The sequence below is a fragment of the Rhodospira trueperi genome, from assembly GCF_900101965.1.
GTDB classification, from domain to species: Bacteria; Pseudomonadota; Alphaproteobacteria; order Rhodospirillales; family Rhodospirillaceae; genus Rhodospira; species Rhodospira trueperi.
Genome location: NZ_FNAP01000008.1, coordinates 141,050 through 165,811 on the forward strand (window position 1 = coordinate 141,050; position 24,762 = coordinate 165,811).

25 protein-coding genes are annotated in these 24,762 nt (G+C 66.1%); 20 read left to right on the top strand and 5 right to left on the bottom strand.

Annotated elements, in window-relative coordinates; all coding sequences use genetic code 11:
- Positions 1-81: 81 nt before the first annotated feature.
- The gene (locus BLS85_RS11845; protein WP_092786523.1) at positions 82-468 is read right to left on the bottom strand and encodes a DUF2237 family protein; all 387 of its coding nucleotides are present in this window, start codon (positions 466-468) and stop codon (positions 82-84) included.
- 423 nt (positions 469-891) lie between these two features.
- Between BLS85_RS11845 and BLS85_RS11850 the strand changes: the two genes are divergently transcribed.
- The 6 genes from BLS85_RS11850 to BLS85_RS11875 all read left to right on the top strand — a co-directional run bounded on the left by BLS85_RS11850 (position 892) and on the right by BLS85_RS11875 (position 6,838).
- Positions 892-1,716 (top strand): ABC transporter permease, encoded by an 825-nt coding sequence (locus BLS85_RS11850; RefSeq protein ID WP_245699204.1) that lies wholly within the window; start codon positions 892-894, stop codon positions 1,714-1,716.
- Positions 1,717-1,729: 13 nt separating this feature from the next.
- Complete coding sequence (lgt, locus tag BLS85_RS11855; RefSeq protein ID WP_245699210.1) at positions 1,730-2,569, top strand: prolipoprotein diacylglyceryl transferase; 840 nt, start codon at positions 1,730-1,732, stop codon at positions 2,567-2,569.
- The gene (locus BLS85_RS11860; protein WP_092786525.1) at positions 2,566-3,648 is read left to right on the top strand and encodes a class I SAM-dependent methyltransferase; all 1,083 of its coding nucleotides are present in this window, start codon (positions 2,566-2,568) and stop codon (positions 3,646-3,648) included. Before lgt ends, BLS85_RS11860 begins: the two co-directional genes overlap by 4 nt.
- Positions 3,645-4,412 carry a peptidoglycan editing factor PgeF gene (gene pgeF / locus BLS85_RS11865; RefSeq protein WP_092786526.1) on the top strand — a complete coding sequence of 256 codons (768 nt, stop codon included), beginning with the start codon at positions 3,645-3,647 and terminating at the stop codon, positions 4,410-4,412. Before BLS85_RS11860 ends, pgeF begins: the two co-directional genes overlap by 4 nt.
- Positions 4,413-4,623: 211 nt before the next feature.
- On the top strand, positions 4,624-5,697 hold the full coding sequence (locus BLS85_RS11870) for a hypothetical protein (RefSeq protein ID WP_092786528.1): 1,074 nt from the start codon (positions 4,624-4,626) through the stop codon (positions 5,695-5,697).
- A gap of 208 nt (positions 5,698-5,905) precedes the next feature.
- The gene (locus BLS85_RS11875; protein ID WP_092786530.1) at positions 5,906-6,838 is read left to right on the top strand and encodes a ribose-phosphate pyrophosphokinase; all 933 of its coding nucleotides are present in this window, start codon (positions 5,906-5,908) and stop codon (positions 6,836-6,838) included.
- Positions 6,839-7,124: 286 nt separating this feature from the next.
- On the opposite strand, the gene BLS85_RS11880 is transcribed toward BLS85_RS11875, so the two are convergent.
- Entirely contained in the window at positions 7,125-8,015 is an 891-nt protein-coding gene (locus BLS85_RS11880) for a hypothetical protein (protein ID WP_092786532.1), read from the bottom strand.
- On the bottom strand, positions 7,999-8,409 hold the full coding sequence (locus tag BLS85_RS11885; protein ID WP_092786534.1) for a hypothetical protein: 411 nt from the start codon (positions 8,407-8,409) through the stop codon (positions 7,999-8,001). Before BLS85_RS11885 ends, BLS85_RS11880 begins: the two co-directional genes overlap by 17 nt.
- A 152-nt stretch (positions 8,410-8,561) precedes the next feature.
- Here BLS85_RS11885 and BLS85_RS11890 point away from each other — a divergent pair, with 152 nt between their 5' ends.
- Entirely contained in the window at positions 8,562-9,047 is a 486-nt protein-coding gene (locus BLS85_RS11890; RefSeq protein ID WP_092786536.1) for a MerR family transcriptional regulator, read from the top strand.
- Here BLS85_RS11890 and BLS85_RS11895 read toward each other — a convergent pair.
- Positions 9,031-10,449 carry a hypothetical protein gene (locus tag BLS85_RS11895; RefSeq protein ID WP_092786538.1) on the bottom strand — a complete coding sequence of 473 codons (1,419 nt, stop codon included), beginning with the start codon at positions 10,447-10,449 and terminating at the stop codon, positions 9,031-9,033. The genes BLS85_RS11890 and BLS85_RS11895 overlap by 17 nt on opposite strands.
- Positions 10,450-10,733: 284 nt before the next feature.
- On the opposite strand from BLS85_RS11895, the gene BLS85_RS11900 reads away from it, so the two are divergent.
- The 6 genes from BLS85_RS11900 to BLS85_RS11925 are packed head-to-tail and all read left to right on the top strand — an operon-like array spanning position 10,734 to position 16,373.
- Positions 10,734-11,852, top strand: a complete 1,119-nt coding sequence (locus BLS85_RS11900) for an isovaleryl-CoA dehydrogenase (RefSeq protein ID WP_176793676.1) — start codon at positions 10,734-10,736, stop codon at positions 11,850-11,852.
- Between the two features lie 7 nt (positions 11,853-11,859).
- On the top strand, positions 11,860-12,654 hold the full coding sequence (locus BLS85_RS11905; protein WP_092786542.1) for a DNA polymerase beta superfamily protein: 795 nt from the start codon (positions 11,860-11,862) through the stop codon (positions 12,652-12,654).
- Positions 12,655-12,668: 14 nt separating this feature from the next.
- A complete protein-coding gene (locus BLS85_RS11910) occupies positions 12,669-13,859 on the top strand; it encodes an acetyl-CoA C-acyltransferase (RefSeq protein WP_092786544.1) in 1,191 nt (396 codons plus the stop codon).
- 42 nt (positions 13,860-13,901) lie between these two features.
- On the top strand, positions 13,902-14,585 hold the full coding sequence (locus BLS85_RS11915) for an SDR family oxidoreductase (protein ID WP_092786546.1): 684 nt from the start codon (positions 13,902-13,904) through the stop codon (positions 14,583-14,585).
- Between the two features lie 31 nt (positions 14,586-14,616).
- The gene (locus tag BLS85_RS11920) at positions 14,617-15,753 is read left to right on the top strand and encodes an acyl-CoA dehydrogenase family protein (RefSeq protein WP_092786548.1); all 1,137 of its coding nucleotides are present in this window, start codon (positions 14,617-14,619) and stop codon (positions 15,751-15,753) included.
- 17 nt (positions 15,754-15,770) lie between these two features.
- Positions 15,771-16,373 (top strand): 2-hydroxychromene-2-carboxylate isomerase, encoded by a 603-nt coding sequence (locus tag BLS85_RS11925; protein WP_092786550.1) that lies wholly within the window; start codon positions 15,771-15,773, stop codon positions 16,371-16,373.
- Between the two features lie 71 nt (positions 16,374-16,444).
- Here BLS85_RS11925 and BLS85_RS11930 read toward each other — a convergent pair whose 3' ends face one another.
- Entirely contained in the window at positions 16,445-17,401 is a 957-nt protein-coding gene (locus BLS85_RS11930) for a hypothetical protein (protein ID WP_092786552.1), read from the bottom strand.
- A gap of 131 nt (positions 17,402-17,532) precedes the next feature.
- On the opposite strand from BLS85_RS11930, the gene BLS85_RS11935 reads away from it, so the two are divergent.
- From BLS85_RS11935 to clpS, 7 genes are all read left to right on the top strand, one after another.
- Positions 17,533-19,140 (top strand): carboxyl transferase domain-containing protein, encoded by a 1,608-nt coding sequence (locus BLS85_RS11935; RefSeq protein WP_092786554.1) that lies wholly within the window; start codon positions 17,533-17,535, stop codon positions 19,138-19,140.
- A 270-nt stretch (positions 19,141-19,410) separates the two neighbouring features.
- Positions 19,411-20,226, top strand: coding sequence for an enoyl-CoA hydratase/isomerase family protein (locus BLS85_RS11940; RefSeq protein ID WP_092786556.1), 816 nt, complete (start codon positions 19,411-19,413; stop codon positions 20,224-20,226).
- 7 nt (positions 20,227-20,233) lie between these two features.
- A complete protein-coding gene (locus BLS85_RS11945; protein ID WP_092786558.1) occupies positions 20,234-22,234 on the top strand; it encodes an acetyl/propionyl/methylcrotonyl-CoA carboxylase subunit alpha in 2,001 nt (666 codons plus the stop codon).
- Between the two features lie 6 nt (positions 22,235-22,240).
- Positions 22,241-22,672: a hypothetical protein gene (locus BLS85_RS11950; RefSeq protein ID WP_092786560.1), complete on the top strand. Its 432-nt coding sequence runs from the start codon at positions 22,241-22,243 to the stop codon at positions 22,670-22,672.
- A gap of 208 nt (positions 22,673-22,880) precedes the next feature.
- Positions 22,881-23,453, top strand: coding sequence for a response regulator (locus tag BLS85_RS11955; RefSeq protein WP_092786562.1), 573 nt, complete (start codon positions 22,881-22,883; stop codon positions 23,451-23,453).
- Positions 23,454-23,511: 58 nt separating this feature from the next.
- On the top strand, positions 23,512-24,030 hold the full coding sequence (locus BLS85_RS11960; protein ID WP_176793653.1) for an Hpt domain-containing protein: 519 nt from the start codon (positions 23,512-23,514) through the stop codon (positions 24,028-24,030).
- A gap of 378 nt (positions 24,031-24,408) precedes the next feature.
- Positions 24,409-24,759, top strand: a complete 351-nt coding sequence (gene clpS / locus BLS85_RS11965; protein WP_425438482.1) for an ATP-dependent Clp protease adapter ClpS — start codon at positions 24,409-24,411, stop codon at positions 24,757-24,759.
- Positions 24,760-24,762 lie beyond the last annotated feature (3 nt).

The following is a 24,762-nucleotide window of genomic DNA, read 5'->3' on the forward strand; positions in this document are numbered from 1 at the left end:
CCACGCCAGTCTCCTAGAGGTGATGCGGTTCGGTCAGGGCTGGGGCACCCAAATGGCAGGGATCTCTTGTGCCCGGCGCGGTTACCCGGGGCGGGCGAAGGCTTTCAGTTCCGGCAATTCGAGGACGTCGAGCGCGCGTTCGTGGGTGGCTTCCAGCACCACCGGTGGCGCCAAGCCGACCTCAAACGCGTCCAGCCAGCGCGTGGTGCACACGCACCAGCGATTGCCCGGCTGGAGACCAGGAAACCCGATTTCCGGTCGCGGACTCAGCAAGTCGTTGCCGGACCGGCGGCTGAATTCCAGGAACTCCAGGGTCATGACAGCGCACACCGTGTGTGAGCCGGGGTCGTCCGCGCCCGTGTTGCAGCACCCGTCCCGATAGAATCCGGTCAGGGGGCGCAGCGAGCACGGTTCAAGCCGGCCCCCAAGGACATTGCGGGCGATGGTGGTATTCTCGTCCTGTGTCATGCGACGCACTCCTCCCCCGAGTGCTTTGATCCAGACAAAAGACGCCGCGTGCATTAATTGTCTGGATCAATGCACTAAATTCAGACAGTCGAGCAACGCCCCTTGCCTTCAAGGGTATAACGTGTGACGGCGTCGCTGCTCTGGGTCTTCAGAGGACCCATCTCACCCCCTATATTGGGGTAGGGCGGCGCCGCGTCATCCCGTGGTCGCGCTCGGACGTCGCGAAAAAAAGGCGATGGGTTTGATCGATTCTGCCGCGTTGTTGTGGGTCATGTGGTGCTGCCCTTGCCCCGGCGGCCTGTGCGGTCCAGATAGCGGGGGCGGGAAGGGCGTGCCGCCCGGCGCGATCCGTCACCGCACCGTCTCTTGCCGGGCGCGTTGTCCTGGCCTAAACACTCATTCGGATGACTCAAGGAGAAGGCCGTGCGCAACGGCGCCGCACCGACACCCGTGACCCTGCCGCCACCCCGCCACATCGGCGCGGTCAACTGGCGCGGCGCCTGGGAACTGTACCTCAAGGAGGTGCGGCGGTTCCTCAAGGTCTACATGCAGACCATCATGGCGCCCATTGTCACCACCCTGATCTTCCTGGCCATTTTCGTGCTCGCCCTGGGGCGCGACATCACCCAGCACGTCCCCGGCGTCTCGTTCATGGAGTTCCTGGCCCCCGGTCTGGTGATGATGGCCATGGTGCAGAACGCGTTCGCCAACACGTCGTCCTCGGTCATTATCTCCAAGGTGCAGGGCAATATCGTCGATGTTCTGATGCCGCCCCTGTCCGGCGGCGAGATCCTCGCGGCCTATGCCTTGGGTGGGATGACCCGGGGTGTCCTGGTCGGGGTCGCCGTTCTGGCGGCGATGGCCGCGTTCGTCACGATCCATGTCCATAGTGTCGGGCACATCCTGTTCCATGCCGTGGGGGCCTCGCTGATGCTGTCGATGCTGGGCATCATCGCCGGCATCTGGGCGGACAAGTTCGACCACATGGCGGCGGTGACCAATTTCATCATCACGCCGCTGTCGTTCCTGTCGGGCACGTTCTATTCCATTGATCGCCTGCCAGAGAACTTCCAACTTTTCGCCCACGTCAATCCGTTCTTTTACATGATTGATGGCTTCCGCTATGGCTTCATCGGCCACGAGGACGCCATGCCGATGACGGGACTGGTGGTGGTCGGCCTGACCAACGTGGCGCTGCTGGTGATCGGGTACGCGATGCTCCGGTCCGGCTACAAACTAAAGGCCTGAAACCGTGGATCCGCTGTCCGCCGCGCCCGTTCTGGCCACCGTGCCGTTTCCGGCCATCGATCCGGTAGCCATTCAGATCGGTCCCCTCGCCGTGCGCTGGTATGCGCTGGCCTACATCGCCGGGCTGCTGTTGGGCTGGCTGTGGCTGCGCCGCCTGGGCCGCCGGCCGCCGGCGGTCCTGACCCACGATCAGGCTGATGATTTTCTGGTCTGGGCCTCGCTGGGCGTGGTGCTCGGGGGGCGGTTGGGTTACGTGCTGTTCTACAACCTGTCGTACTTCCTGGGGCGACCCTCGGAAATCCTGATGGTCTGGCAGGGCGGCATGTCGTTCCACGGGGGTTTTCTGGGCGTCATCATCGCCCTGCTGATCTTCTGCCGCCGCAAGGGAATCCATCCGCTGGCCATGGGCGATCTGCTGGCCTGCATCGCGCCCATCGGGCTGTTCTTCGGCCGCATCGCCAATTTCATCAATGGCGAGTTGTACGGGCGTCCGGCGCCGGACCTGCCGTGGGCCATGGTGTTCCCGACCGCCGACGGCCAGCCGCGCCACCCCAGCCAGCTTTACGAGGCGGCGCTGGAGGGTCTCCTGCTCTTGGTCGTGACCGCTGTTCTGTTCCGTGTCGCGGCGGTGCGCGCGCGCCGGGGCACGTTGATCGGCGTGTTCATGATCGGTTACGGGGTGTCGCGCTTCCTCGTCGAGTTCGCGCGGGAGCCGGACGCACACCTGGGATATCTGTTCGGGGTCATCACCATGGGTCAGGTTCTATCCCTGCCCATGATCTTGGCTGGGCTGGGCTTTCTGGCCTGGGCCTGGAGCCGGCCGCCGGCCTGGACGCCGGATCGGGCGGCATGACCAAGGCGTTCGAGGATCGCCTGCGCGGGCGAATCGCGGCCGAGGGGCCATTGCCCGTCGAGACGGTGATGGCCGAGGCGAATGCGGCCTATTACGCGCGTGGCACGGCCATCGGTGCCGCCGGAGACTTCATCACCGCCCCGGAGATCAGTCAGGTGTTTGGCGAGATCTGCGGCCTGTGGATGGCCGTGGTCTGGCAGATGGTGGGGATGCCCCGTCCGTTGACGCTGGTCGAGTGCGGCCCCGGACGCGGCACCCTGATGGCCGATGCGCTGCGCGCGCTGGCGCCGGTGCCGGCGTTCCGCGCGGCGCTTGAGGTCCATCTGGTGGAGACCAGCGCCGCATTGCGCGAAACCCAGCGGGCCGCCCTTGGGGACGCCGTGACCGCCTGGCATGACGCGCTTGACACGCTTCCGGAACGACCCTTGTTCCTGATCGGAAACGAATTTCTGGACGCGCTCCCGGTGCGGCAGTACGTTCGCGTTGACGACGGCTGGCATCTGCGCCGGGTCGGACTGGCGGAGGACGGTCGGTTCGTGTTCGTGGTGGGTGAGGCGGTCACGGCCGATGATCTGGATCCGAGGGTGCGCGCTGGCGCGCCCGATGGTGCCATCGCCGAGGTCTGTCCGTCGGCGCGGGCCTTCGTCACCGATGTGGCGCAACGGGTGGTCGCGTCGGGGGGGGCCGCGCTTCTGATCGATTATGGTCACGCGGTCGCGGCCGGGGGGGAGACTCTCCAGGCCGTCAGCCGCCACCAATACCGTTCTCCGTTGGAGGGGCTTGGAACCGTGGACCTGACAGCCCATGTGGATTTTCAGGCATTGGATGAAGCGACCCGGTCGGTCGGGGCTCGGACCCATGGTCCGGTCGAACAGGGGGCGTGGTTGCGCGCCTTGGGGGCCGAGGCCCGAGCGGCCGCATTGTGTCGCAATGCCACGCCGGGACAGGCGGATGCCGTCCGGGCGGCCGTCCGTCGCTTGGTTGATCCCACGGAGATGGGCAGCCTGTTCAGGGTTTTCGCCGTGACCGGGTCGGGGGCGGGTCCACTGCCCGGTTTCGAGGGGGGCTTGTCATCATGATCACCGTATCCGCGTTGAATGCTTTGAGCCGGGTTCGCCATGCGTTCTTCACCCGGGAACCGGGGTTGTCCGAAGGCCTTTATGCCAAGAACAACTGCGGCTTTTCTTCGCGGGACGATGCGGCGACCGTGGCCAAGAACAGGCAGCGGGCGGTGGAAAGCATGGAAATGCCGCCCGAGGCCCTGGTTACGGTCAACCAGCAGCACACCTCCGACGTGGTCGTGGCGGAGGCGCCGTGGCCCCAGGATCAAATGCCGGTCGCGGACGCCATTGTGACCACGCGGCCGCGTTTGGTGTTGGGGGTCCTCACGGCGGACTGTGCCCCGGTTCTCATGGCCGATAGCAAGGCCGGGATCGTTGCCGCCGTCCATGCCGGCTGGCGCGGCGCGCTGGGCGGCGTGCTGGCCAACACGGTCGCGGTCATGGTCGAGCAGGGAGCCAAGCCTGATCGGATCATCGCCGGAATCGGGCCGTGCATCGGTCAGCGCTCCTATGAGGTCGGACCCGAGTTCCCGGCGCCGTTCCTGGAACAGGACGAGACCAACGGTGCGTTTTTCACGGCGGCCCGGCGCGATGGGCATTTTCTGTTCGATCTGCCGGGGTTCGTGGCCAAGCAACTGTCGCGGGCCGGGGTGCGCGACATCATGCCGACCCCGTGCGATACCTGTCGCGAGGAGGCGCGGTTCTTCAGCCATCGTCGGGCCACGTTGCGGAGCGAAGGGGACTACGGTCGGCAATTGTCGGCCATCGCCCTGGAACGCTGAGCCAACGCGGTCCCCCACATGCCCCGTCGCTGTTTTCCGCTTTAACCCCTTCCCGACCTCCCCCATAAATGGGAGAGACCTTGAAACGGTTGGCGCCTGCCGGATGTCCTCCTGTTGAAAGGCGGAGGGCGGGGCCGTGCCCCGTTCCTGCGGCGCGGGCGGACGTTGGCGGACATGTGTGAAGGCGATAGGGAACGTTGAGGGGCGTGCGATGCCGGGGACCGAGGTACGTTGGGCGGTGCTGGGGAGTGTGCTGCTTCTCCTGACCGCGTGCGGTATACCCCAGCCGTTTCGCCATCAGGCCTACGCGCCGCAAGGAAATCCTCTGGTCACGCTGCGCTCGGGCGTTGGCGTGGCGGTCCCGCCTGTCCTGGGCGTGCCGCGCGCCCTGGGGGAGCTGATGGCCGAGGCCGTCGCCCGGCGGCTGACGGCCTCCGATATCCCGGCCATGGCGGTGGAGAGCCCGGCGGCGGATGCGCCCGGACTGGTGCTGGTGGGGTGGCTGGTCGGTCAGGACGCGACCGACATCGGGACGAGCTTCACCGTGCGTTGGAGCTTGCTGGCATCCGATGGCACGGTGATCGACGAAACCACCCGCGACATGGCCATGCCGATCGAGGTCTGGGCCACGGGTGGCGAGCAGGTGGCCGACCTTGTGGCCGGGGACAGCCGGGCACCGCTGGTTGCCCTGATCGGGTCCGAGGCCGACACGACGGGTCGGCGCCGGACCGCCCGCGACGTCACTCCGGACACGGCGGCAGCGGAGTCTGAGGCGGTGGCGGGCGAGGGGGACGCTTCCGGTGACAAGGCCGAACCCGACGCCGACACGGCGGACGCGACGGCGACGGCGTCGGCTCAGGATACGGCGACGCGTTCGTCCTCTCCCGGGCCGGCCCGCTCGGCTTCGGAGCTGGTCATGGCGCCGCCGGAAGTCACGCGGGCGCCGGGGAACGGTAAGGAGGCCCTGGAGCGCGCCCTGACACGGATATTCGAACAGAGCGGTGTGCGCATCACTGAAACAGCGTCGCCGGATCGGCTGGTGGTGCGGGGCGCCGTCGAGGTGCTGCCCATGCAGTCCCTCGACACGGAACAGGTCTCCATCGCTTGGGAGGTGCTGGACGGCAGCGGTCAAACCCTGGGCCGCATGTCCCAGGAAAACGCCATTCCCATCGGCAGCCTGGATGGGGAGTGGGGGGATGTGGCTGCCTTGATCGCGGAAGGCACCGCTATGGGGGTTGGCGAGATCCTGGTGCGCAAGGGGATCGTGGTGCCGCCGGGCTCGTGACAGCTTCGTGAAAGCCGTATTGTCGGCCGGCGGAGCGGTTGATATAGTCCGCCCCGCGCGACGGGGAGCCCTTGGCCCTTCGTCGTGATCGCCCCTCTCGGGAGCGTCGCTCCACCAGGCGTCGTTCCCGCCGGTGCCCCCGCTGCCGGGTGTGCGCCGACTGCTTTCGCCCGTCGCCTCAGCCCATCGCCTCCGGGGACCCTGGCCCATGAAACTCGTGGCCTGCAACGGCAACCGTCCGCTTGCCGAAGCCGTTGCCGCTTATCTCAATATCGAACTGACCAATGCCTCTGTGCGTCGGTTTTCCGACATGGAGGTTTTTGTCGAGATCCACCAGAACGTCCGTGGCGAGGACTGTTTCGTCATTCAGCCTACGTCCTACCCCGCCAACGACAACCTGATGGAGCTGCTGGTCACGCTGGATGCGTTGCGCCGCAGTTCCGCCCGACGCATCACGGCGGTTATTCCGTATTTCGGCTATGCCCGTCAGGATCGGAAGACATCGCCGCGCACGCCGATTACCGCCAAGCTGGTGGCCAACGTGATTGCCGTGGCCGGGGCCAACAGGGTGGTTACGCTGGATCTGCACTCGGGTCAGATTCAGGGTTTCTTCGACATTCCGCTGGACAATCTGTTCTGCGCGCCGGTGTTCTCCAAGGATATCCTGGACCGGTATCCCGGCGAGCGGCCCATGATCGTCTCGCCAGACGTCGGCGGCGTGGTCCGCGCGCGCGGGCTGGCCAGCCGGATCGAGGCCGATCTGGCCATCATCGACAAACGGCGCGAGCGCGCCGGGGTGTCGGAGGTCATGAACATCATCGGCGATGTCAGGGACCGCACCTGTATTCTGGTTGACGATATCGTCGATTCCGCCGGTACGCTGTGCAACGCGGCGGTGGCGCTGAAGGAGGCCGGGGCCACGGCGGTCAGCGCCTATGTCAGCCATGGCGTGCTGTCCGGGGGCGCGGTGGCGCGGGTGACCTCCTCGCCGCTGGACAGTCTGGTCATCACCGACAGCATCCAGGCGACAGAGGCCATGCGGCTGGCCAAGAACGTCCGTCAGATTACGATCGCGCCCCTTCTGGCCGAGGCCATCCAGCGCATCAGCGACGAGCGCTCGGTGTCCAGCCTGTTCGATTGAGCGCCCGGGGCAATCGGGTGAACGCGCTTCGGTCTCTTCGTCCATCGCGCGGCGCCTTGATCTGTCATTGCGAGCCCGCGTCGCCAGACGCGGGCGAAGCAATCTAGAGCGGATGCATGCGTATTGAGCCCTGGATTGCTTCGTCGCTTCGCTTCTCGCAATGACAGCTGGGGGCTCGTCGTTGGGGTCTCGCTTCTGTCGAGCGCCCGGTTCCGACGCTACTCTTTTTTCACACGACTACCCTGATTGAGGGCCGCCGCTGCCACGCGGCGGTGAGGAATGCGGGCTAAAATCCGTCGGTTCTGATCGAGGCCATGACCTTTCGGGCATCGGCGCCGGCGCCCATGTCCTCCAGGATCATGTAATACCCCTGGGCGACGCTGGCTTTCATGGCCGGCAGGGTCGAACGCGGATCGTTGAACAGGAGCGCGCGGGCCCGGTTCAGGTCGTGCAGGGCGAGCGCGAACTTCTCCAGGTATTTGGCCTTCAGATCCTCGACGCCGGCCCGCGTGCGGTTGAGGTCGCGGCGCAGGTCATCCCGCTCAGCCCGCAGCGCCGCCATGGCGTGGTGAGCGTCATCGCGTTCGGCTTCCGTTTGGGCCAGCGCGGTGCGCGTGTCGATCAGTTCGCTCCGGATTCGCTCAAGCTCGTCCTGGGTTCGGGACAGTTCCACCGATGTGCGCGCCTGCCGGCGTTCACGATCCGTGAGGATGCGGCCCATGCGCCCCATCGCGGCGCGCTGGTCGCGGATGGTGCCCAACGCCTCCGTCATCTGCTGGTTCAGGGCCCGCATGTCGCGGCGGGTTTCGGCCATCAGGGCGGCGTCGTCGAGGCCTCCGGCGGCGGTAATCGCCTTGATGCGCCGGAACATGCGCACGAAGCCGGCGATGAGGGACGTCTGCACCGGCACATCGGGCATCAAGCCAGCGTCGAGTAGGCGGCGCTTCAGGGCGCGATCCGCGCCCAGGATGGCCACGGCTGACGACAGCGTGTCGTCAAGCGCGTCGTCGCCGATCTCCGCCGTCAGTTCGGCCCAGGCCCGAATCACTTCGGGCTGGCGCGGATCCCCCAGGGGGAGACAGCCGCCGTGGCCGTCATCCAGCGCCGCCAGGAGTCCGTCGGCGAGGGCGCGCGTCGCGTCCGATGTCGGCGGGGCGGTGTCAGCGGGCATCGCCATGGCTCTTGGTCCGGACGCGCATGATCTCGCTCTCCAGTTCGGCGATATAGCGCGACGCCTGATCCAGCAGATCGTTCAGGCGACGATTCTCGGTGCGCAACTGGGCGACGATCCGACTGGCGTACAAGGCGTTGCGCACCGGGTCGTTATGAACCTCCGCCGGGTCCGAGCCCGTTGTGCGGCGGGAGGGCACGCCGTGGCCCTGGGATGGGTCCCGCTCCCCATGGGTGTATACGGAGACAGACCCCCCCAGAAGGTCCTCGATGGATCCGCCGGCGTCTTCAAGATGCGCGCGCGCGTGTTCCAACGCGCTCAGCGCCTCCGGGCCGTCCGCGCGCAGAGCCAGGGCCATGATCTTGCGAAATCGCTCGCGATCGAAGCGGGACCAGTCCATTGACATTCCAGGCCTTTATCAATACGGGCCAGATCGTGCCCCGAGCCAACGCCGGGGACGCCCATTGTGACCCATGCGGAGCGGCCCGTCGAGGGGAGCGCTTGGTGCAATGCACACTCGACAGGCGCTTTACGTTTACGTAAACTGTCGGCATGAGTGAACAAGCCGCTGAACAGACCTATAGCATCGCTGAGTTGTCCAGCGAGTTCGGCGTGACCGCGCGGGCCATTCGCTTCTATGAGGACAAGGGGCTTCTGACGCCCCGACGCGAGGGGCAACGACGGATCTACACCGAGCGCGACCGCGTGCGCCTGCTGCTGATCGTGCGGGGCAAGCGCCTGGGATTCTCCCTGGGCGAGTGTCAGGACATTATCGACATGTACGGCGCCGAGCCGACCGAAGGGGCCCAGTTGCGCCGGCTGATCGAAACCATCCGGCAACGCCGCCGCTCTCTGTTGGACCGCATGGAGGACATGCGGCTGACCCTGGACGAGCTTGACCAGGTGGAGGCCCAGGCTCGGCGCATTCTTGAGGGCGGGGTACGGGGTGCATCGATCACGCCCGCCAAAAGCCGGCCGCCGACCGAGAGCGACGAGGCGGAGCGGGGCGCGAGGTCCCGGCTTACTTCGAACTCATGAACGCCTGGATGTGGGTATCCAGGAGGTCGGAGTTGGCGACGATCTGGTTCAGATCCTCAGCCGACTTGACGGACCCGCGATCCTTCAGCGCGTTCAGGTCCAGCATCGTCAGGCGCAGGGCCTTCGCGCCGTCGGGCGTGCTGAAGGCGGTTTCGAAGAACTTCCGCCCATAGCCCTTCTTGTTCCAAAGCCCCTCCAGGATGAAAAACACTTCCGGAAGGCTGGGGCGCCGGTTCGGTGGAAGGGCGTTCCATTCCTCAGGGGACAGCAGGAACAGAGATGTGGCCGACTCGTCCGTGAAGTAGCCGCTGTAGCGTTGACACAGGTTGGTCATCTGTTCGACGCGGGCCTGCCGGGGGGCGACATCCAGGGTCCGGAGCTCCGGCACGGCGTTTCCGTAGGCTTTCAGGAGTGGTGCGGGAGCTTCCATCAGACGGGCGAACTCGGTCCCCAGGACACCGCGCAGGACCCGGATGTCCGTATTGTGGACACGGCTCTTGACGCGGGGCAGGCCGCGCTCTTCCCGCTCCGCATTGACGCGGTCGGTAACATCCTCGACGGTCCATGCGCCGACGGCCCGCACGGCCTCAGGCGTATGCAGCATCAGGACATCCTGGCCGATGTCGCGGGCCTGTTCGGGGACGGTGAAGGATTCGCCCAGGGCCAGCAGAATTGAGGGATCGCGGTTCATCAGGCTCGGGAATTCCTGGTCCAGCGTCTCTCGAAGCGCGACCATGACGGGCGGGCTAATCCGCGCCAGCGCCTCCAGCATGCTTCCATCGGTCGAGAACAGGGCCTTCTTGACGTTCCCTTCGAATCCCCGAAGGACCTCGTTGATGACGAGCGTCTTCATCGAGGCCACAAGGCGCAGGCGGGGCAACTGGCCGGCGTCGGTGATGTGTTCGGCGACTCGGTCGTAAACCTTGGGCAGACGGCGCAGGATGAGGCGGGCGGCGCGGTCGATGAAATAGTGCCGAACGTGATCGATGGAATACCCGCAGGCCGGTACGATCACCTTGCCTCGCGACGGGGGAATGAGCTTGCCGTTTCCGGCCCGCAGGGCCAGCGCGCCCGATTTCCAGGCATGATCGAAGACCTCAAGGCCGCGTTCGATGGTCAGATCGTTGTTCACCGCCTGTTCGAATGGGACGCCATCGAGCAGGCAGCGGTCTTCGCCCGCGGTCTCGCCTTCGGATTCGGTGGCCTTTCGCGTCTCGCGCTCGACCCGACACAGAGTGGGGTAGAGGGCGGCGACGGCGCGGACCATCCGCAGATTGCGATGGCGCTCGCCGCGGGCGTCCCATCCTCGGGCCATGCCGCGCAGGAATCCGGGCATGGTGCCAAGCCACGCACTGTCGCCGTGGCTTGGCTCGATCGTCAGTCGGTCCTGTGGTTCACCCATCGGCGCTCTCATGCTGCCGCATGTGGGACACCAATCCTTCGTGCGCCCCATCACGCTACGACCCGAATCATACCAGTAACGGGTTCATTTTCAATATGTTTTCGGCGGTTCTTGCGGCGCCGCATCGGGTGTTGGCGCGTGACGTCGGTGATTGACGTTTACGTAAACGTCATATACGGTATCGAATAGTATCACCCGCCACCGGTTCCGGACCCGCAGCCTGAGGAGACCCCGCCGTGATCAGCTATCCGACCCTGAACTTCGATCTTGGCGAGACCGCCACCATGATCCGCGACACCGTGGCCGCCTTCGCCGCCGAGGAAATCGCACCGCGCGCCGCCGACATCGACCAGACGAACCTGTTCCCGGCCGACCTGTGGCGCAAGTTCGGCGATCTCGGCTTGCTGGGGATCACGGTGGACGAGGCCGACGGCGGCTCCGGCCTGGGGTATCTGGAGCACATGATCGCGGTCGAGGAGATCAGCCGCGCGTCGGCGTCGGTGGGGCTGTCGTACGGTGCGCACTCCAACCTGTGCGTCAACCAGATTCGCCGCAACGGCAACACCGAGCAGAAGGCGCGCTATCTGCCCAAGCTGATTTCGGGCGAGCATGTGGGCGCGCTGGCTATGAGCGAGCCGGGCTCCGGGTCCGACGTCGTCAGCATGCGCACCCGGGCGGTGAAGAAGGGTGATCGCTACATCCTCAACGGCAACAAGATGTGGATCACCAACGGCCCCGAGGCCGATACCCTGGTGGTCTATGCCAAGACGACGCCCGACGCCGGGCCGAAGGGCATCACCGCGTTCCTGATCGAGAAGGGCTTCAAGGGCTTCTCCACCGCGCAGAAGCTGGATAAGCTGGGCATGCGTGGCTCCAACACCTGTGAACTGGTGTTCGAGGACTGCGAGGTGCCGGAGGAGAACATTCTGGGCCAGCTTGACAAGGGGGTCCGCGTGCTCATGAGCGGCTTGGACTATGAGCGCGCCATCCTCGCCGCCGGCCCGTTGGGCATCATGGACGCCTGCATGGATGTCGTCTTGCCCTACGTCCACGAACGCAAGCAGTTCGGCCAGCCGATCGGCGAATTCCAGCTCATGCAGGGCAAGCTGGCCGACATGTACACCACCATGAACGCCGCCAAGGCCTATGTGTACGCCGTCGGCAAGGCGTGCGACCGGGGCGAGACCACCCGCAAGGACGCCGCCGGGGCCATTCTGTTCGCCGCTGAGAAGGCGACCTGGATGGCGCTGGAGGCGATCCAGTGCCTGGGCGGCAACGGCTACATCAACGAGTACCCCACCGGCCGCCTGCTGCGCGACGCCAAGCTGTACGAGATCGGCGCCGGCACCAGCGAAATCCGCCGCATGCTGATCGGCCGCGAACTGTTCGCCGAGACCGCGTGAGGCTCTTGTGACCCCCACCCTCGCCGATCACGTCGCCGCGCGCGGCGCCCGCCTGCTGTTCGCCTGTCGTGTCGGCGAGGCGGTGGACGGCACCGTGGCCGCGCCCAACGCGCCGGCACCGGCCGGCGTGCGGTTTGTCTACGTCCGGCCGGCCGACTGGTATCTGACCCTGGCGGAGGGGCCGGACTCGCTGGACGGTCCCGATGCGGAGACTTGGGGGTGGGACCTGCGCAAGGGGCTGCGGCTGCTTTTGCGCTCCAACCCGATGGTGTGGTCGTGGCTGGCCAGCCCGGATGTGATCCATGATCCGGAGGGGCTGGGCGAGGACCTACGGCGGCTGGCGCAAGAGGGGTATTCCCGCCGCGCGCTGGGCCACGCGCTGTGGGGCGAGGCCCGCAAGGCGCTGACGGCGTTTCTCGACCGGGGCGAGGCCATGACCGCCACCAAGTCGCTGAAGGCTGCCCGCGCCCTGTTGGCGCTGCGCTGGTTGGAGGGGCGGGCGACCCTGCCGCCGCTGGCGCTCGACGCGCTGCTCGACCAGGACGCTATGCCCGCCGATGTCCGGGCCGAGATCGACGCCATTCGCGCCGCGCCCGTGGCGCGGCATCCGGCGCTGTATCGCTGGATCAACGACGAACTTGACACCGCCGCCGCGCGCTGCGCCGCGCTGCCGGAGGGCGCGCCGGATCCGGCCGCCGCCGATGCCCTTTACCGCTCCCGGGTCATCGGGAACAATGCCCCGGACGGGTTCGGTGCGGGGCCGGATCGAAACCCGCCCCAAAGACACCCCGCGTCGCCATAAGGAGACCCGTCCGCATGAGCACAGATCCCATTGTCATTGTCGGCGCCGCGCGCACGCCCATGGGCGGCTTTCAGGGTGAGTTGGCCGGCATGACGGCGCCCGATCTTGGTGCCCATGCCATCAAGGCCGCCATGGCCCGGGCCGGCGCCTCTGTCGACGACGTGGACGGTGTCCACATGGGCTGCGTGCTGCCGGCCGGGCAGGGCCAGGCGCCGGCCCGTCAGGCGGCGCACGGGGCCGGGTTGCCGTGGTCCGCCGGCTGCACCACGGTCAACAAGATGTGCGGCTCGGCCATGAAGGCGGCCATGATCGCGCACGATGAACTGGCGGTCGGCTCGGCTGACGTGATGGTCGCTGGCGGCATGGAGAGCATGACCAACGCGCCCTATCTGCTGGACAAGGCCCGGGGCGGCTATCGCATGGGCCATGGCGCGGTGCGCGACCATATGTTCCTCGATGGGCTGGAGGACGCCTACGACAAGGGGCGCCTGATGGGCACTTTCGCCGAGGACTGCGCGCAGCACTATCAGTTCACCCGCGAGGAGCAGGACGCCTTCGCCATCTGCTCGTTGGAGCGTGCCCAGAAGGCCACGGCCGACGGCGTGTTCGCCCGCGAAATCGAACCCATGACGGTGAGGGCCGGCAAGGGCCGCGACGCGGTCATCGACACCGACCAGAATCCGCGTCTGGCGAAGCTGGAGAAGATCCCGACTCTGAAGGCGGCGTTCCGCGACGGCGGCACGGTGACCGCAGCCAACAGTTCCAGCATCTCCGACGGCGCCGCCGCGCTGGTGATGACCCGGGCGGCCGTCGCCGAGGCCAAGGGCTGGACCCCTTTGGCCCGTGTCGTCGGCCATGCCACCCACGCCCGCGAGCCGAACTGGTTCACCACCGCGCCCATCGGCGCCATTGAGACCCTGATGGAGCGCACCGGCTGGTCGGTGGAAGACGTGGATCTGTGGGAGGTCAACGAGGCCTTCGCCGTGGTGACCATGGCCGCCATGCGCGACCTGGACATTCCGCACGAAAAGATGAACGTGCACGGCGGCGCCTGCGCGCTCGGCCATCCCATCGGCGCGTCGGGGGCGCGGATTCTCGTGACCCTGCTCAACGCACTGAAGGAACATGGCCAGCGCCGGGGCGTTGCCTGCCTGTGCATCGGCGGCGGCGAAGCCACGGCCATGGCGGTCGAACGGATGGCCTGACGCCCGCCCCGTCTCCTCCCTCACGACACAACGGAGGTCATCATGCCCACCGTCTTCATCACCGGCGCCAGTCGCGGTCTCGGCCTGGAATTCGTCCGCCAGTACAGGGCCGATGGCTGGGATGTCATCGCCACCTGCCGCGACCCGTCGGCGGCGCCAGACCTGACGGCCACCGGGGCCGAGGTACACGCCCTGGATGTTGCCGACGACGCGGCGCTGTCCGCGCTGGGGCGCGCGCTGGCCGGGCGGACGTTCGACGTGCTCATCAACAACGCTGGCATCTATCCGCTGAAGGGACCGCAGGGCTCGTTCGGCGATATCCCGGTGGACCCGTGGATGGAGTGCCTGCGGACCAACGTTGTCGCGCCGTGGAAGGTCGCCGAGACCTTCGTCGCCAATCTGGAGAAGGCCGAACGGCCGGTGCTGGCCACCGTGTCGTCGAAGATGGGCAGCATCGCCGACGCCAGCTCGCCCGGCTCGGTGGTCTACCGCTCGTCCAAGGCCGGGGTGAACATGGTCATCAAGGGCCTGTCCATCGAACTGGGTCCGCGCGGCATCATCTGTCTGTCGATGCATCCGGGCTGGGTGCAGACGGACATGGGCGGCCCGCACGCCCTGATTACCCCCCAGGAGAGCATCACCGGCATGCGCCGGCTGATCGCCAACGCCAGCCCGGCCGACAACGGCTGCTTCTACGCCTATGATGGACAGGAGGTCCCGTGGTGACGGTTTGGCCGGCCCGGCGGGAGGGGGGGCCATGGAACTGACCGAGGATCAGACGCTGATCCGCGATACCGCGCGTCAGTTCGCCCGCGACCGGCTGGCGCCGAATGCCGCCGCCTGGGACCGCGACCACGCGTTCCCGGCGGAGGCGTTGGCGGACATGGGATCGCTCGGCTTCCTGGGCATGCTGGTGCCGGAGGCGTGGGACGGCGCCGGCACCGATCATGTGGCGTACGCGCTGGCGCTGGAGGAGATCGCCGCCGGTGACGGCGCCACCAGTACCATCATGAGCGTGCACAACTCGGTCGGGTGCATGCCGATCCTGAAGTTCGGCACCGAGGCGCAGAAGGACCGGGTCCTGCGGCCCATGGCGCGCGGCGAGAAGATCGGCGCCTTCTGCCTGACCGAGCCCCAGGCCGGATCCGACGCCGCCAACTTGAAGTGCAAGGCGGCGCGCGACGGGGACCATTACGTCCTCTCCGGTACCAAGATGTTCATCACGTCCGGGGCCAACGGGCATGTCGCCATCGTCTTCGCCGTCACCGATCCGGCGGCGGGGCGCAAGGGCATTTCCGCCTTCATCGTGCCCACCGAGTCGCCGGGCTGGGAGGTGGTGCGCGTCGAGGACAAGCTGGGCCAACATGCCTCCGACACCTGTCAGATCGCGCTGAACGACGTGCGCGTGCCAGCGGACCTACGCCTGGGCGAGGAGGGCGAGGGCTACCGCATCGCGCTCGCCAACCTGGAGGGCGGGCGCATCGGCATCGCCGCCCAGTCGGTGGGCATGGCGCGCGCGGCGTTCGACTACGCCCGCGCCTATGCCGCCGAGCGTACCGCGTTCGGGACCGCCATCGCCAACCATCAGGCCGTGGCCTTCCGGCTGGCCGACATGGCGACACGCATCGAGGCGGCCCGGCATCTGGTGCTGGAGGCCGCGCGCCTGCGCGACGCCGGCCGGCCGTGCCTGCGGGAAGCCTGCATGGCCAAGGTGTTCGCCAGCGAAATGGCGGAGCGGGTGTGCTCCGATGCCATCCAGACGCTGGGTGGGTACGGTTACCTGTCGGATCATCCTGTGGAGCGCATCTATCGGGATGTGCGGGTGAGCCAGATCTACGAGGGCACCTCGGACGTCCAGCGCATGGTGATCGCGCGGGAACTCATGAAGGACTGAGGGGAGGGGGGAGCGTCATGCCGGAACCGATCGATTTCTATTTCGACTTCTCCTCGCCGTACGGCTACGTGGCGGCGCACCGGATCGAGGATCTGGCGCAACGCCACATCCGGGCCGTCACCTGGCGGCCGATCCTGCTGGGGCCCGCCTTTAAGATCTCGGGCAACCGCCCTTTGTCAGATCAGGCGCTGAAGGGCGACTACATGTGGCGCGATGTGCCGCGCCTGTGCCGGCGCTTCGGCATCCCGTTCGCGCGGCCGGAGCCGTTCCCCATCGCCACGGTGGCGGCGGTGCGGGCGGTGTACTGGCTGTGGGACCGCGATTCCGAACAGGCGGTGGCCTATGCCAAGGCCGTCTACCGCGCCTATTTCGCCGACGGGCGCAACATCGGCGAAACGGCGGTGGCCCTGGCCGTGGCCGGCGAGGTCGGCCTTGACGCCGAGTCCCTAGGCGCGGCGCTCCAGGACCCGGCGCTCAAGGACCGGACCAAGGGCGAGGTCGAGGCCGCGATCAAGCTGGGTGTGTTCGGCTCGCCGTTCTTCTTCGTGGACGGCGAGCCGTTCTGGGGGGGCGACCGCCTGCCCCTGATGGACGAGTGGTTGGCGCGGGGGGGATGGTGATGGGGTCGAGGAGCCCTCTACCGTCCCCCGGCCAGAGCGATCAGCGGGGACACCTATGTGTTCTTGGGGCCTCAGGACCCTTCATCGGGAGTGCTCTCCGACGGAGACGGCGGCGGGACAGTCCGGGGGGCCGCGACCAGCTTACGTTGCAGGGCCGTTATTTCTTGCAAAATAGTAGTGTTGGCGAGTTCCAGTTGATAGCGCTGGGCCCGAACAGTGTCGCTGTAGCCCTTCAGTCCATCCATCCTCTCATTGTTGGCATTGTACTGCGTCGTCAGTTCGTCGATGCGGACCTGGATGCTTGTGAAGTTTTCGGGGTCCTTCGTATCGTAGGCCAACCGCTGTATTCCGTAATAGAAAGAGCACATACGGTTATACTCTTCTACATCACGAATCATGGCCCGAACACTGTATTGGTCGAATGTTTCGCCTCTTTTATCCAAAATGCCATCAAGTTTTTCATTTCTTTCTTCTATTATTTTCTGAAGTACCGCTGGCGCCAGGAAATTGAACATGATTTTCTCGTTCGCGGTGCTCTGCGCCAGCGTGATCCCGCTGGCCGTGGTGGCCATCACCTGCGAGGCAAGAGAACCGGTGACGATTGCAGACACGCCCGCGAGAACGCCGCTGATGGTCGTTGTCGTCGCATCAACCACGCTGGTCACATGGAGGATGGCAGCCTGATGGCGAATGCAGTTGCTGTCGGACAGCAAAATCAATTCGTCCATCAGGGCGTTGCGGAATACAGCTTTTTCAGCGTCGTGCTTTGCATTGGCGAGAATATGACCGATTGTGCACTGTTCCGCTCCAAGGCTTATGCTGTACTCAGCCAGGCAGTCAGTGTCCGTATTGAACGGAAGAACTTCTCCATACCGCGAAAGGGTTCTTTGTCCGTGGTTGGTGACCGGGTCGTTCGTGTAATAGTCAGTGATCTGCGAACACCCACCCAGCATGAGGGCACACACAGCGCCAGCACCGAGCATGTGGGCGGCCGGGTTGGCGTGCAGGCCGAACGTCAGGTTTCCCATTGCGAAATCTCCCCCCGCAATCGTCGCCGCGGCCCCCTTGTCCGGCGGTCGTTAAAAGACCGTCTGGCGCGCATGCGAACGGATTATAGTTCAAAGATTGCAGAATCTCAACGAGATATAGGAATTCATCCATGACCGTCCTGAAAAGTTCCATCAGCACCCGATCCGCGGACTTCCGCGAGAACGCCGAGCACATGCGCGCCCTGGTCGAGGACTTGCGCGACAAGGTGGCCGTCATCAAGCGGGGCGGCGGTGAGCGCGCCCGCGCCCGGCATCTTGACCGGGGCAAGCTGTTGCCGCGCGACCGGGTTCGCACGCTGCTGGACGTGGGCTCGCCGTTCCTGGAGTTCTCCCAGTTCGCGGGCTGGAAGGTGTACGGGGACGATGTGCCGGCGGCCGGCGTCATCACCGGCATCGGGCAGGTCGAGGGCGTCGAATGCGTCATCGTGGCCAATGACGCCACGGTCAAGGGCGGCACCTACTATCCCATGACCGTCAAGAAGCACCTGCGCGCCCAGGAAATCGCGCTCGAAAACAACCTTCCGTGCGTCTATCTGGTGGAATCCGGCGGCGCCTTTTTGCCGCTCCAGGACGAAGTGTTCCCCGATAAGGATGACTTCGGGCGTATCTTCTTCAATCAGGCCAACCTGTCCGCCCGGGGCATCCCCCAGATTGCGGTCGTGATGGGCAGTTGCACGGCCGGCGGCGCTTATGTGCCCGCCATGTGCGATGAAAGCATCATCGTGAAGAACCAAGGCACCATTTTCCTGGGCGGGCCGCCCCTGGTGAAGGCCGCCACGGGCGAGGTGGTCACGGCGGAGGACCTGGGGGGCGCCGACGTTCACTGCCGCACGTCGGGGGTCACCGACCACTACGCCCAGGACGACACCCATGCCCTGCATTTGGCCCGGCGGGCGGTGGCCAACCTGAACCGCCGCAAGCGCGTCGATCTGGACATCCGGGCGCCCGAGGATCCGCTGTATGACCCGGCCGAGGTCTACGGCATTATCCCCAAGGACACCCGCAAGCCCTATGACGTCCGTGAGGTCATTGCCCGGCTGGTGGACGGCTCGCGCTTCGACGAGTTCAAGGCGCTGTACGGCCAGACGTTGGTGACGGGCTTCGCCCGGATCATGGGCTATCCGGTGGGCATCGTCGCCAACAATGGCATCCTGTTCTCGGAAAGCGCCCTCAAGGGCGCTCACTTCGTCGAGCTGTGCAACCACCGGGGCATTCCGCTGATCTTCCTGCAGAACATCACCGGTTTCATGGTCGGTCGGAAGTACGAGAGCGGCGGCATCGCCCGCGACGGCGCCAAGATGGTCACGGCGGTGTCGTGCGCGGCGGTGCCGAAGTTCACCGTCATCATCGGTGGCAGCTTCGGCGCCGGCAACTACGGCATGTGCGGCCGTGCCTACGCCCCGCGCCTGATGTGGATGTGGCCCAACGGTCGGGTCTCGGTGATGGGTGGGGATCAGGCCGCCAACGTGCTGGCCCAGGTGCGGCGCGACGGCCTGGAGGCGCAGGGCAAGGAGTGGTCGGCCGAGGACGAGGAGGCCTTCAAGGCGCCCATCCGCGAGCAGTACGAGACCCAGGGACACCCGTTCTACGCCTCCGCCCGGCTGTGGGACGACGGTATCATCGACCCCGCCGAGACCCGCATGAGCCTCGCCCTGGGCATATCGGCGTCGCTGAACGCGCCCATCGGCGAGACGAAATACGGCGTGTTCCGGATGTAGATCCGTCGCCGCTTTAAAACGAGCCGGGCGATCCCGTTCCGAAAACGCTATCTCTTTAGGACGGTGTGAAGACTTGCGGGATGTAGGCGTCGTCATTGCGAGGACAGCAGTGACGAAGCAATCCAGGGCGAATACGTCTCTCCGAAGCCCTGGATTGTTTCGCCGGCGTCCGAAGACGCCGGCTCGCAATGACGGGTTTGCGAGGGCCTCCGAGAGCGGCCCGCCGATCCAGTCCAGTCTTTGCCGCGCCTTGCGAAAGGACTTTCCTTGATGACCAATTCCTCCTCTTCCTCCAACGAAGCGACCGATTCCCTGCGCTTGGAGCGCGATGACCGAGGCGTGGCCACCGTCACCCTGACCCGGCCCGCCGTCCACAATGCCTTCGACGATGTTCTGATCGCCCGGTTGACCGAGGCCTTCACGGCGCTCGGGCGTGACCCGGCCGTCCGCATCGTGGTTCTGGCGGCCGAGGGCAAGAGCTTCTCCGCCGGGGCCGACCTGAACTGGATGAAGCGCATGGCCGGCTATTCGCGCGCAGAGAACCTCGCCGACGCCAAAGCGCTCGCGGCCCTGCTGGAGACCATCGACACCTGCCCGAAGCCGACGCTGGCGTTGGTTCACGGCGCGGCCTTTGGTGGTGGTGTGGGACTGGTTGCGGCGTGCGACATCGCCATCGCCACGGCCGGGGCGACGTTCTCGCTGTCGGAGGTCAAACTGGGCATCATTCCGGCGGTCATCAGCCCTTACGTGCTGGCCGCCATCGGGCCGCGCGCGGCGCGCCGCTACATGCTGACGGGCGAGCGGTTCGACGCCGAGGAGGCCCACCGCATCGGCCTGTTGCATGACGTCGTGGGCGCCGAGGAACTGACCGGGGCCGGCGAGTTGATGATCCGCGTGCTGCTTCAGGCTGGCCCGGCCGCCCAGGCGGCGGTTAAGGATCTGATCCGCGCCGTTTCGTTCCGCGCGCCCGACGCGGTGATGGACGAGACCGCCGGGCGCATCGCCGACATCCGCGCCTCCGCCGAGGGGCAGGAGGGACTCGGTGCTTTTCTCGAAAAAAGAAAACCGTCCTGGATGAAGGAGTGACCGGGCGATGTTCAGCAAGATTCTGATCGCAAATCGCGGGGAAATTGCCTGCCGGGTTGCTCGCACCTGTCGCCGCCTGGGCATTCGCACCGTCGCGGTCTATTCCGACGCCGATGCCGAGGCGATGCATGTGGACCTGTGCGACGAGGCGTGGCGGTTGGGGCCGCCCCCGGCGCGGGAGTCCTATCTCCTGGGAGACGCCATCCTGGAGGCGGCGCGGGCCACCGGCGCCGAGGCGATTCATCCCGGATACGGGTTCCTGTCGGAGAACGCGGGCTTCGCCCGTGCCTGTTCCGAGGCTGGGATCGTGTTCATCGGCCCCACGCCGGAGGCCATTGAGGCGATGGGTTCCAAGTCTGAATCCAAGCGTCTGATGGAAAAGGCCGGGGTGCCCCTGGTGCCCGGCTATCATGGCGCCGACCAGTCCATGGAGGCGTTGCGCGCGGCCGCCCACGACATCGGCTATCCGGTGCTGGTCAAGGCGTCGGCGGGCGGTGGCGGCAAGGGTATGCGCGTGGTCCGCGCGGCCGACGCGCTGGAGGCCGCCATTGAGGGCGCGCGCAACGAGGCGGCCGGGGCCTTCGGCGACGATACGCTTCTGATTGAGAAGTATCTGGACGCGCCGCGCCACGTCGAGATCCAGGTGTTCGGGGACACGCACGGCACCGTCGTGCACCTGTTCGAGCGCGATTGCTCGATCCAGCGCCGTCATCAGAAGGTTCTGGAGGAGGCCCCCGCGCCCGACCTGCCGGCGGAGACGCGCGCCGCCATGGGGGCCGCCGGCGTGGCGGCGGCCCAGGCCATCGGTTATGTCGGCGCCGGCACCGTGGAGTTCCTGTATCAGGACGGGCAATTCTATTTCATTGAAATGAACACCCGGCTTCAGGTGGAGCATCCGGTCACCGAGATGATCACCGGTCAGGACCTGGTCGAGTGGCAGCTTCGGGTGGCGTCCGGCGGGACCTTGCCGCTGGCCCAGGAAGAGCTGTCCGTCAGTGGCCACGCCATTGAAGCGCGGGTCTACGCCGAGGATCCGGCCAACGACTTCCTGCCGTCCATCGGCCGGCTGCGTCACCTGCGCCCGCCGTCCGAGGGTCCCCATGTCCGCGTCGATACCGGGGTGCGACAGGACGACCGCGTGTCGATGCACTACGACCCCATGATCGCCAAGCTCGTCGTCTGGGATTCGGATCGCGCGGCGGCGGTCAGGCGGTTGCGTGCGGCGCTTGAGGCCTATCAGGTCGTGGGTGTGTCCACCAACCTGGAGTTCCTGGGGAGCGTGGCCGCGCATCGCGCATTCGCCGCTGGCGAGGTTGGCACCCGCTTCATCGAGATGCACGAGAGCGATCTGTTTCCGGCCGCCGCGCCGGCCGACGACGGGGTGCTGGCCCTCGCGGCGCTGGACGTTCTGCTGCGTCGCCAGACGGAGGTGGCGGCTGCCGCGGCTCGGTCGGGCGATCCGTACTCGCCGTGGCACGGGACCGACGGCTGGCGTCTCAACGACGACAACTACCAGCGCATGGTGTTCTTGGATGCGGGAGAGGGCCGCCCGGTCACCGTTCACTATCAGCGCGATGGGTATCGGCTGGATCTGCCAGGTGGCTCGGTCATGGTGCGCGGCGAAATCGATGCCCAAGGGGATCTGGTCTGCGATATTGACGGGTTCCGCCGCCGCGTCACCGTGGTTCGGCAGGGGCTCGACCTCGTCATCCTGGATTGCGGCCGGCACCACTGCCTGACGCTGGACGATCCCGCCGCCCGGGCGGCTGATCGCGACCAGGGTGGCGGCGGGTTGGCGGCGCCAATGCCGGGCAAGATTGCCCGCGTGCTGGTCGAGGTCGGTCAAACTGTAGAAAAGGGAACCGCTTTGGTGGTATTGGAAGCCATGAAAATGGAGCATACCATCACGGCGCCGGATGATGGCACGGTGGTGACGCTTCACTTTGAGGCCGGCGATCAGGTCGATGACGGGGCCGCTCTGCTGGAGTTCGAACCGGGGGGAGGGTGATGTGTGATGTCCCAGGGACAGGGGGAAGGGGCACTGAACGACGTGCTGGTGGAGTTTGCCTGTTGTGTCCGGGACGCCCAGGAGCTTGGACGCCGTCTCGGGTATCTTGCGGCGGGCGTCGAAGAAATCATTGAGGACGTCCGCGACTTCCATGCCGCCGTGGATTCGCTCATCGCCGGGCCACCGGGTCTGGGATCATCCCGTCGGCTGCGTGCGGCGATGACCGACGATGACCGGCAGCTTCTTCGGGAGGCCCGGGCCGCGCGTGATGCCCTGATGTACGATTTTTTCATCGACCATCCCATTGAGGCGGGCGGCGTCATTGATCCGGCCGCCCTGACACGAGCGACGGCCGTGCTGGACTCCATTGCGGACACGTTGCGACGCGCACACGATCTGGCGGCCCGTCTTGAAACCGCGCCCGCAAGCAACGCTTGATGATCGGTGGAGACGGGACGGACTGACGTGATTATTCCGAGTGTCGCGGGCTGATACTCGATACGCGGGCTACTGCTTTCATGGAATACCCGGGCGGCTTGAGGATGCCTCCGTGACAGGATCATTTTCCCTTGACTCCTGAGGGGTGCCCGACAGTGTTGGCTCAAGGGTGGTCGTCGATCCGGGTCGTTGTGCCGAAGGATGCGGGATGCAACTGTATAGTCTGGAACGGCTGAATTTTCTGATCGTGGACGACAACAAGCACATGCGTGCGCTTGTCAAGACGATCCTGCATGCCCTGGGGTCCAAGCAGGTGCAGGAAGCAGCCGACGGTGCGGACGCGTTTAAGGAATTGCGCCACTTTCCCGCCGACATCATCATCTGCGACTGGAACATGTCGCCGCTGGACGGCCTGGACTTCGTCCGTCTGGTCCGCACCGGCAAGGACAGCCCGAATCCCTTCGTGCCCATCATCATGCTAACGGGTCATACGGAAATGCATCGGGTGGTGGAAGCGCGCGACGCCGGCGTGCACGAGTTCCTGGCCAAGCCGATTTCGGCAAAGTCGTTGTATTCGCGCGTCAAGGCCATCATTGATCGCCCGCGCCCGTTCGTGCGTACCAAGACCTACTTCGGGCCGGATCGCCGTCGTCGGAAGATCGAATGGAAAGGCGTGGAGCGGCGCAAGGCGAACCAGGAGGCCAAGGCCAAGGCGGCCGAGGGGTCGGAAGATGCCTCGCTGTCTCAGTCGGAGGTCGAGGCCCTGTTGCGCGGGATGTAGGGCGCGGGCCGACCGAACCGTGCGACCCGGGATCGGGCGGCCACAGCGGGAGAGGGTTATGGGTGATAGCAGCGACGACCAGGACGCAACGTTCATCAAGCCGCCGGATACGCTGACCACCAAGGTCCGCATGGGATCCGGTGGCGTGGACATGGCGACCCTGGAAAAGGCCGAGGCCATGATCGCCAACCTCCAGGGGGATTACCTGGAGTGGGCGGCCGAGGATCTCGCGAACCTGGATCAGGCGCTCGCGCACTACATGTCCAATCCAGAGGATGTCGCCGCCGCGAACGCGGAGGTCTTCCGAGTCGCCCACGACATGAAGGGGCAGGGCGGCAGCTTCGGATACGGCTTGGTGACAGAGGTCGGGGACCGGCTGTGCCGCCTCCTCGATAGCATCAAGGGACCTCCGACGGAGGCCCAGGCAAAGGCGCTGACCCTGCATTTGGAAGCCATGCGGATCATCTTCGCCCAGCGCATGGAGGGGGACGGCGGCTCCGCCGGCCAGGCCCTTGTCGCTGGTCTGGAGCAGGTCGTCCGCAAGCTGTCGTCCCGAGACCCCGAGACAAGGGCCTGATCCGCCGTGCGTCTATTCCGCGACGCGGCAGGATAGCTCCATTCTCGATCCTCCCCCGTGCGAGGGCGGGAACCACGGCGACTCGACGGCTTGGGGGATCGCGCTCGGCCGCCCCGGCCGGATGCGGTGGCGATGCCTTGCGGCCGTTCCGCATGGGCCCCATATCGAAGCTGTCGGCGGTTTTGTAGCTAAAATGATGCGTGTCAGCGATCCGCCCTTTGTCGGGCTTGCCGCGTGACCTTACAATGAACGGCGTCGCGGCGGTGCTGCGCCGTGCGTTGGATTTGGGGCGGAGCCAACGGACGCTGGGGTTGGTGACCGTTGCCGTGGCGCGCGCCGGATCAATGGCCCAGGGTTTATTCGAAGCGGACTCAGTACATGACTGTTCCAATGCAGGGATCGGACACCGGTGGCGGGGGGGACGGCAACGGCGGCCCCAATACGGGTGTGGTCATCAAGACCCGTCCCAAGACCAAAAAGCCGGCCATGTACAAGGTTTTGATGTTGAACGACGACTACACGCCTATGGAGTTCGTCGTTGAGGTGTTGGAGCGGTTTTTCGGCAAGGACCGGGAAGAGGCGACCCGGATCATGCTGCACGTTCACCAGCGGGGTGTCGGTGTCTGTGGCGTCTATACGTACGAGGTGGCCGAGACCAAGGTGACCCAAGTCATGGATTTGGCGCGTAGAAACCAGCACCCCTTGCAGTGTACCCTGGAGAAGGAATAGCCG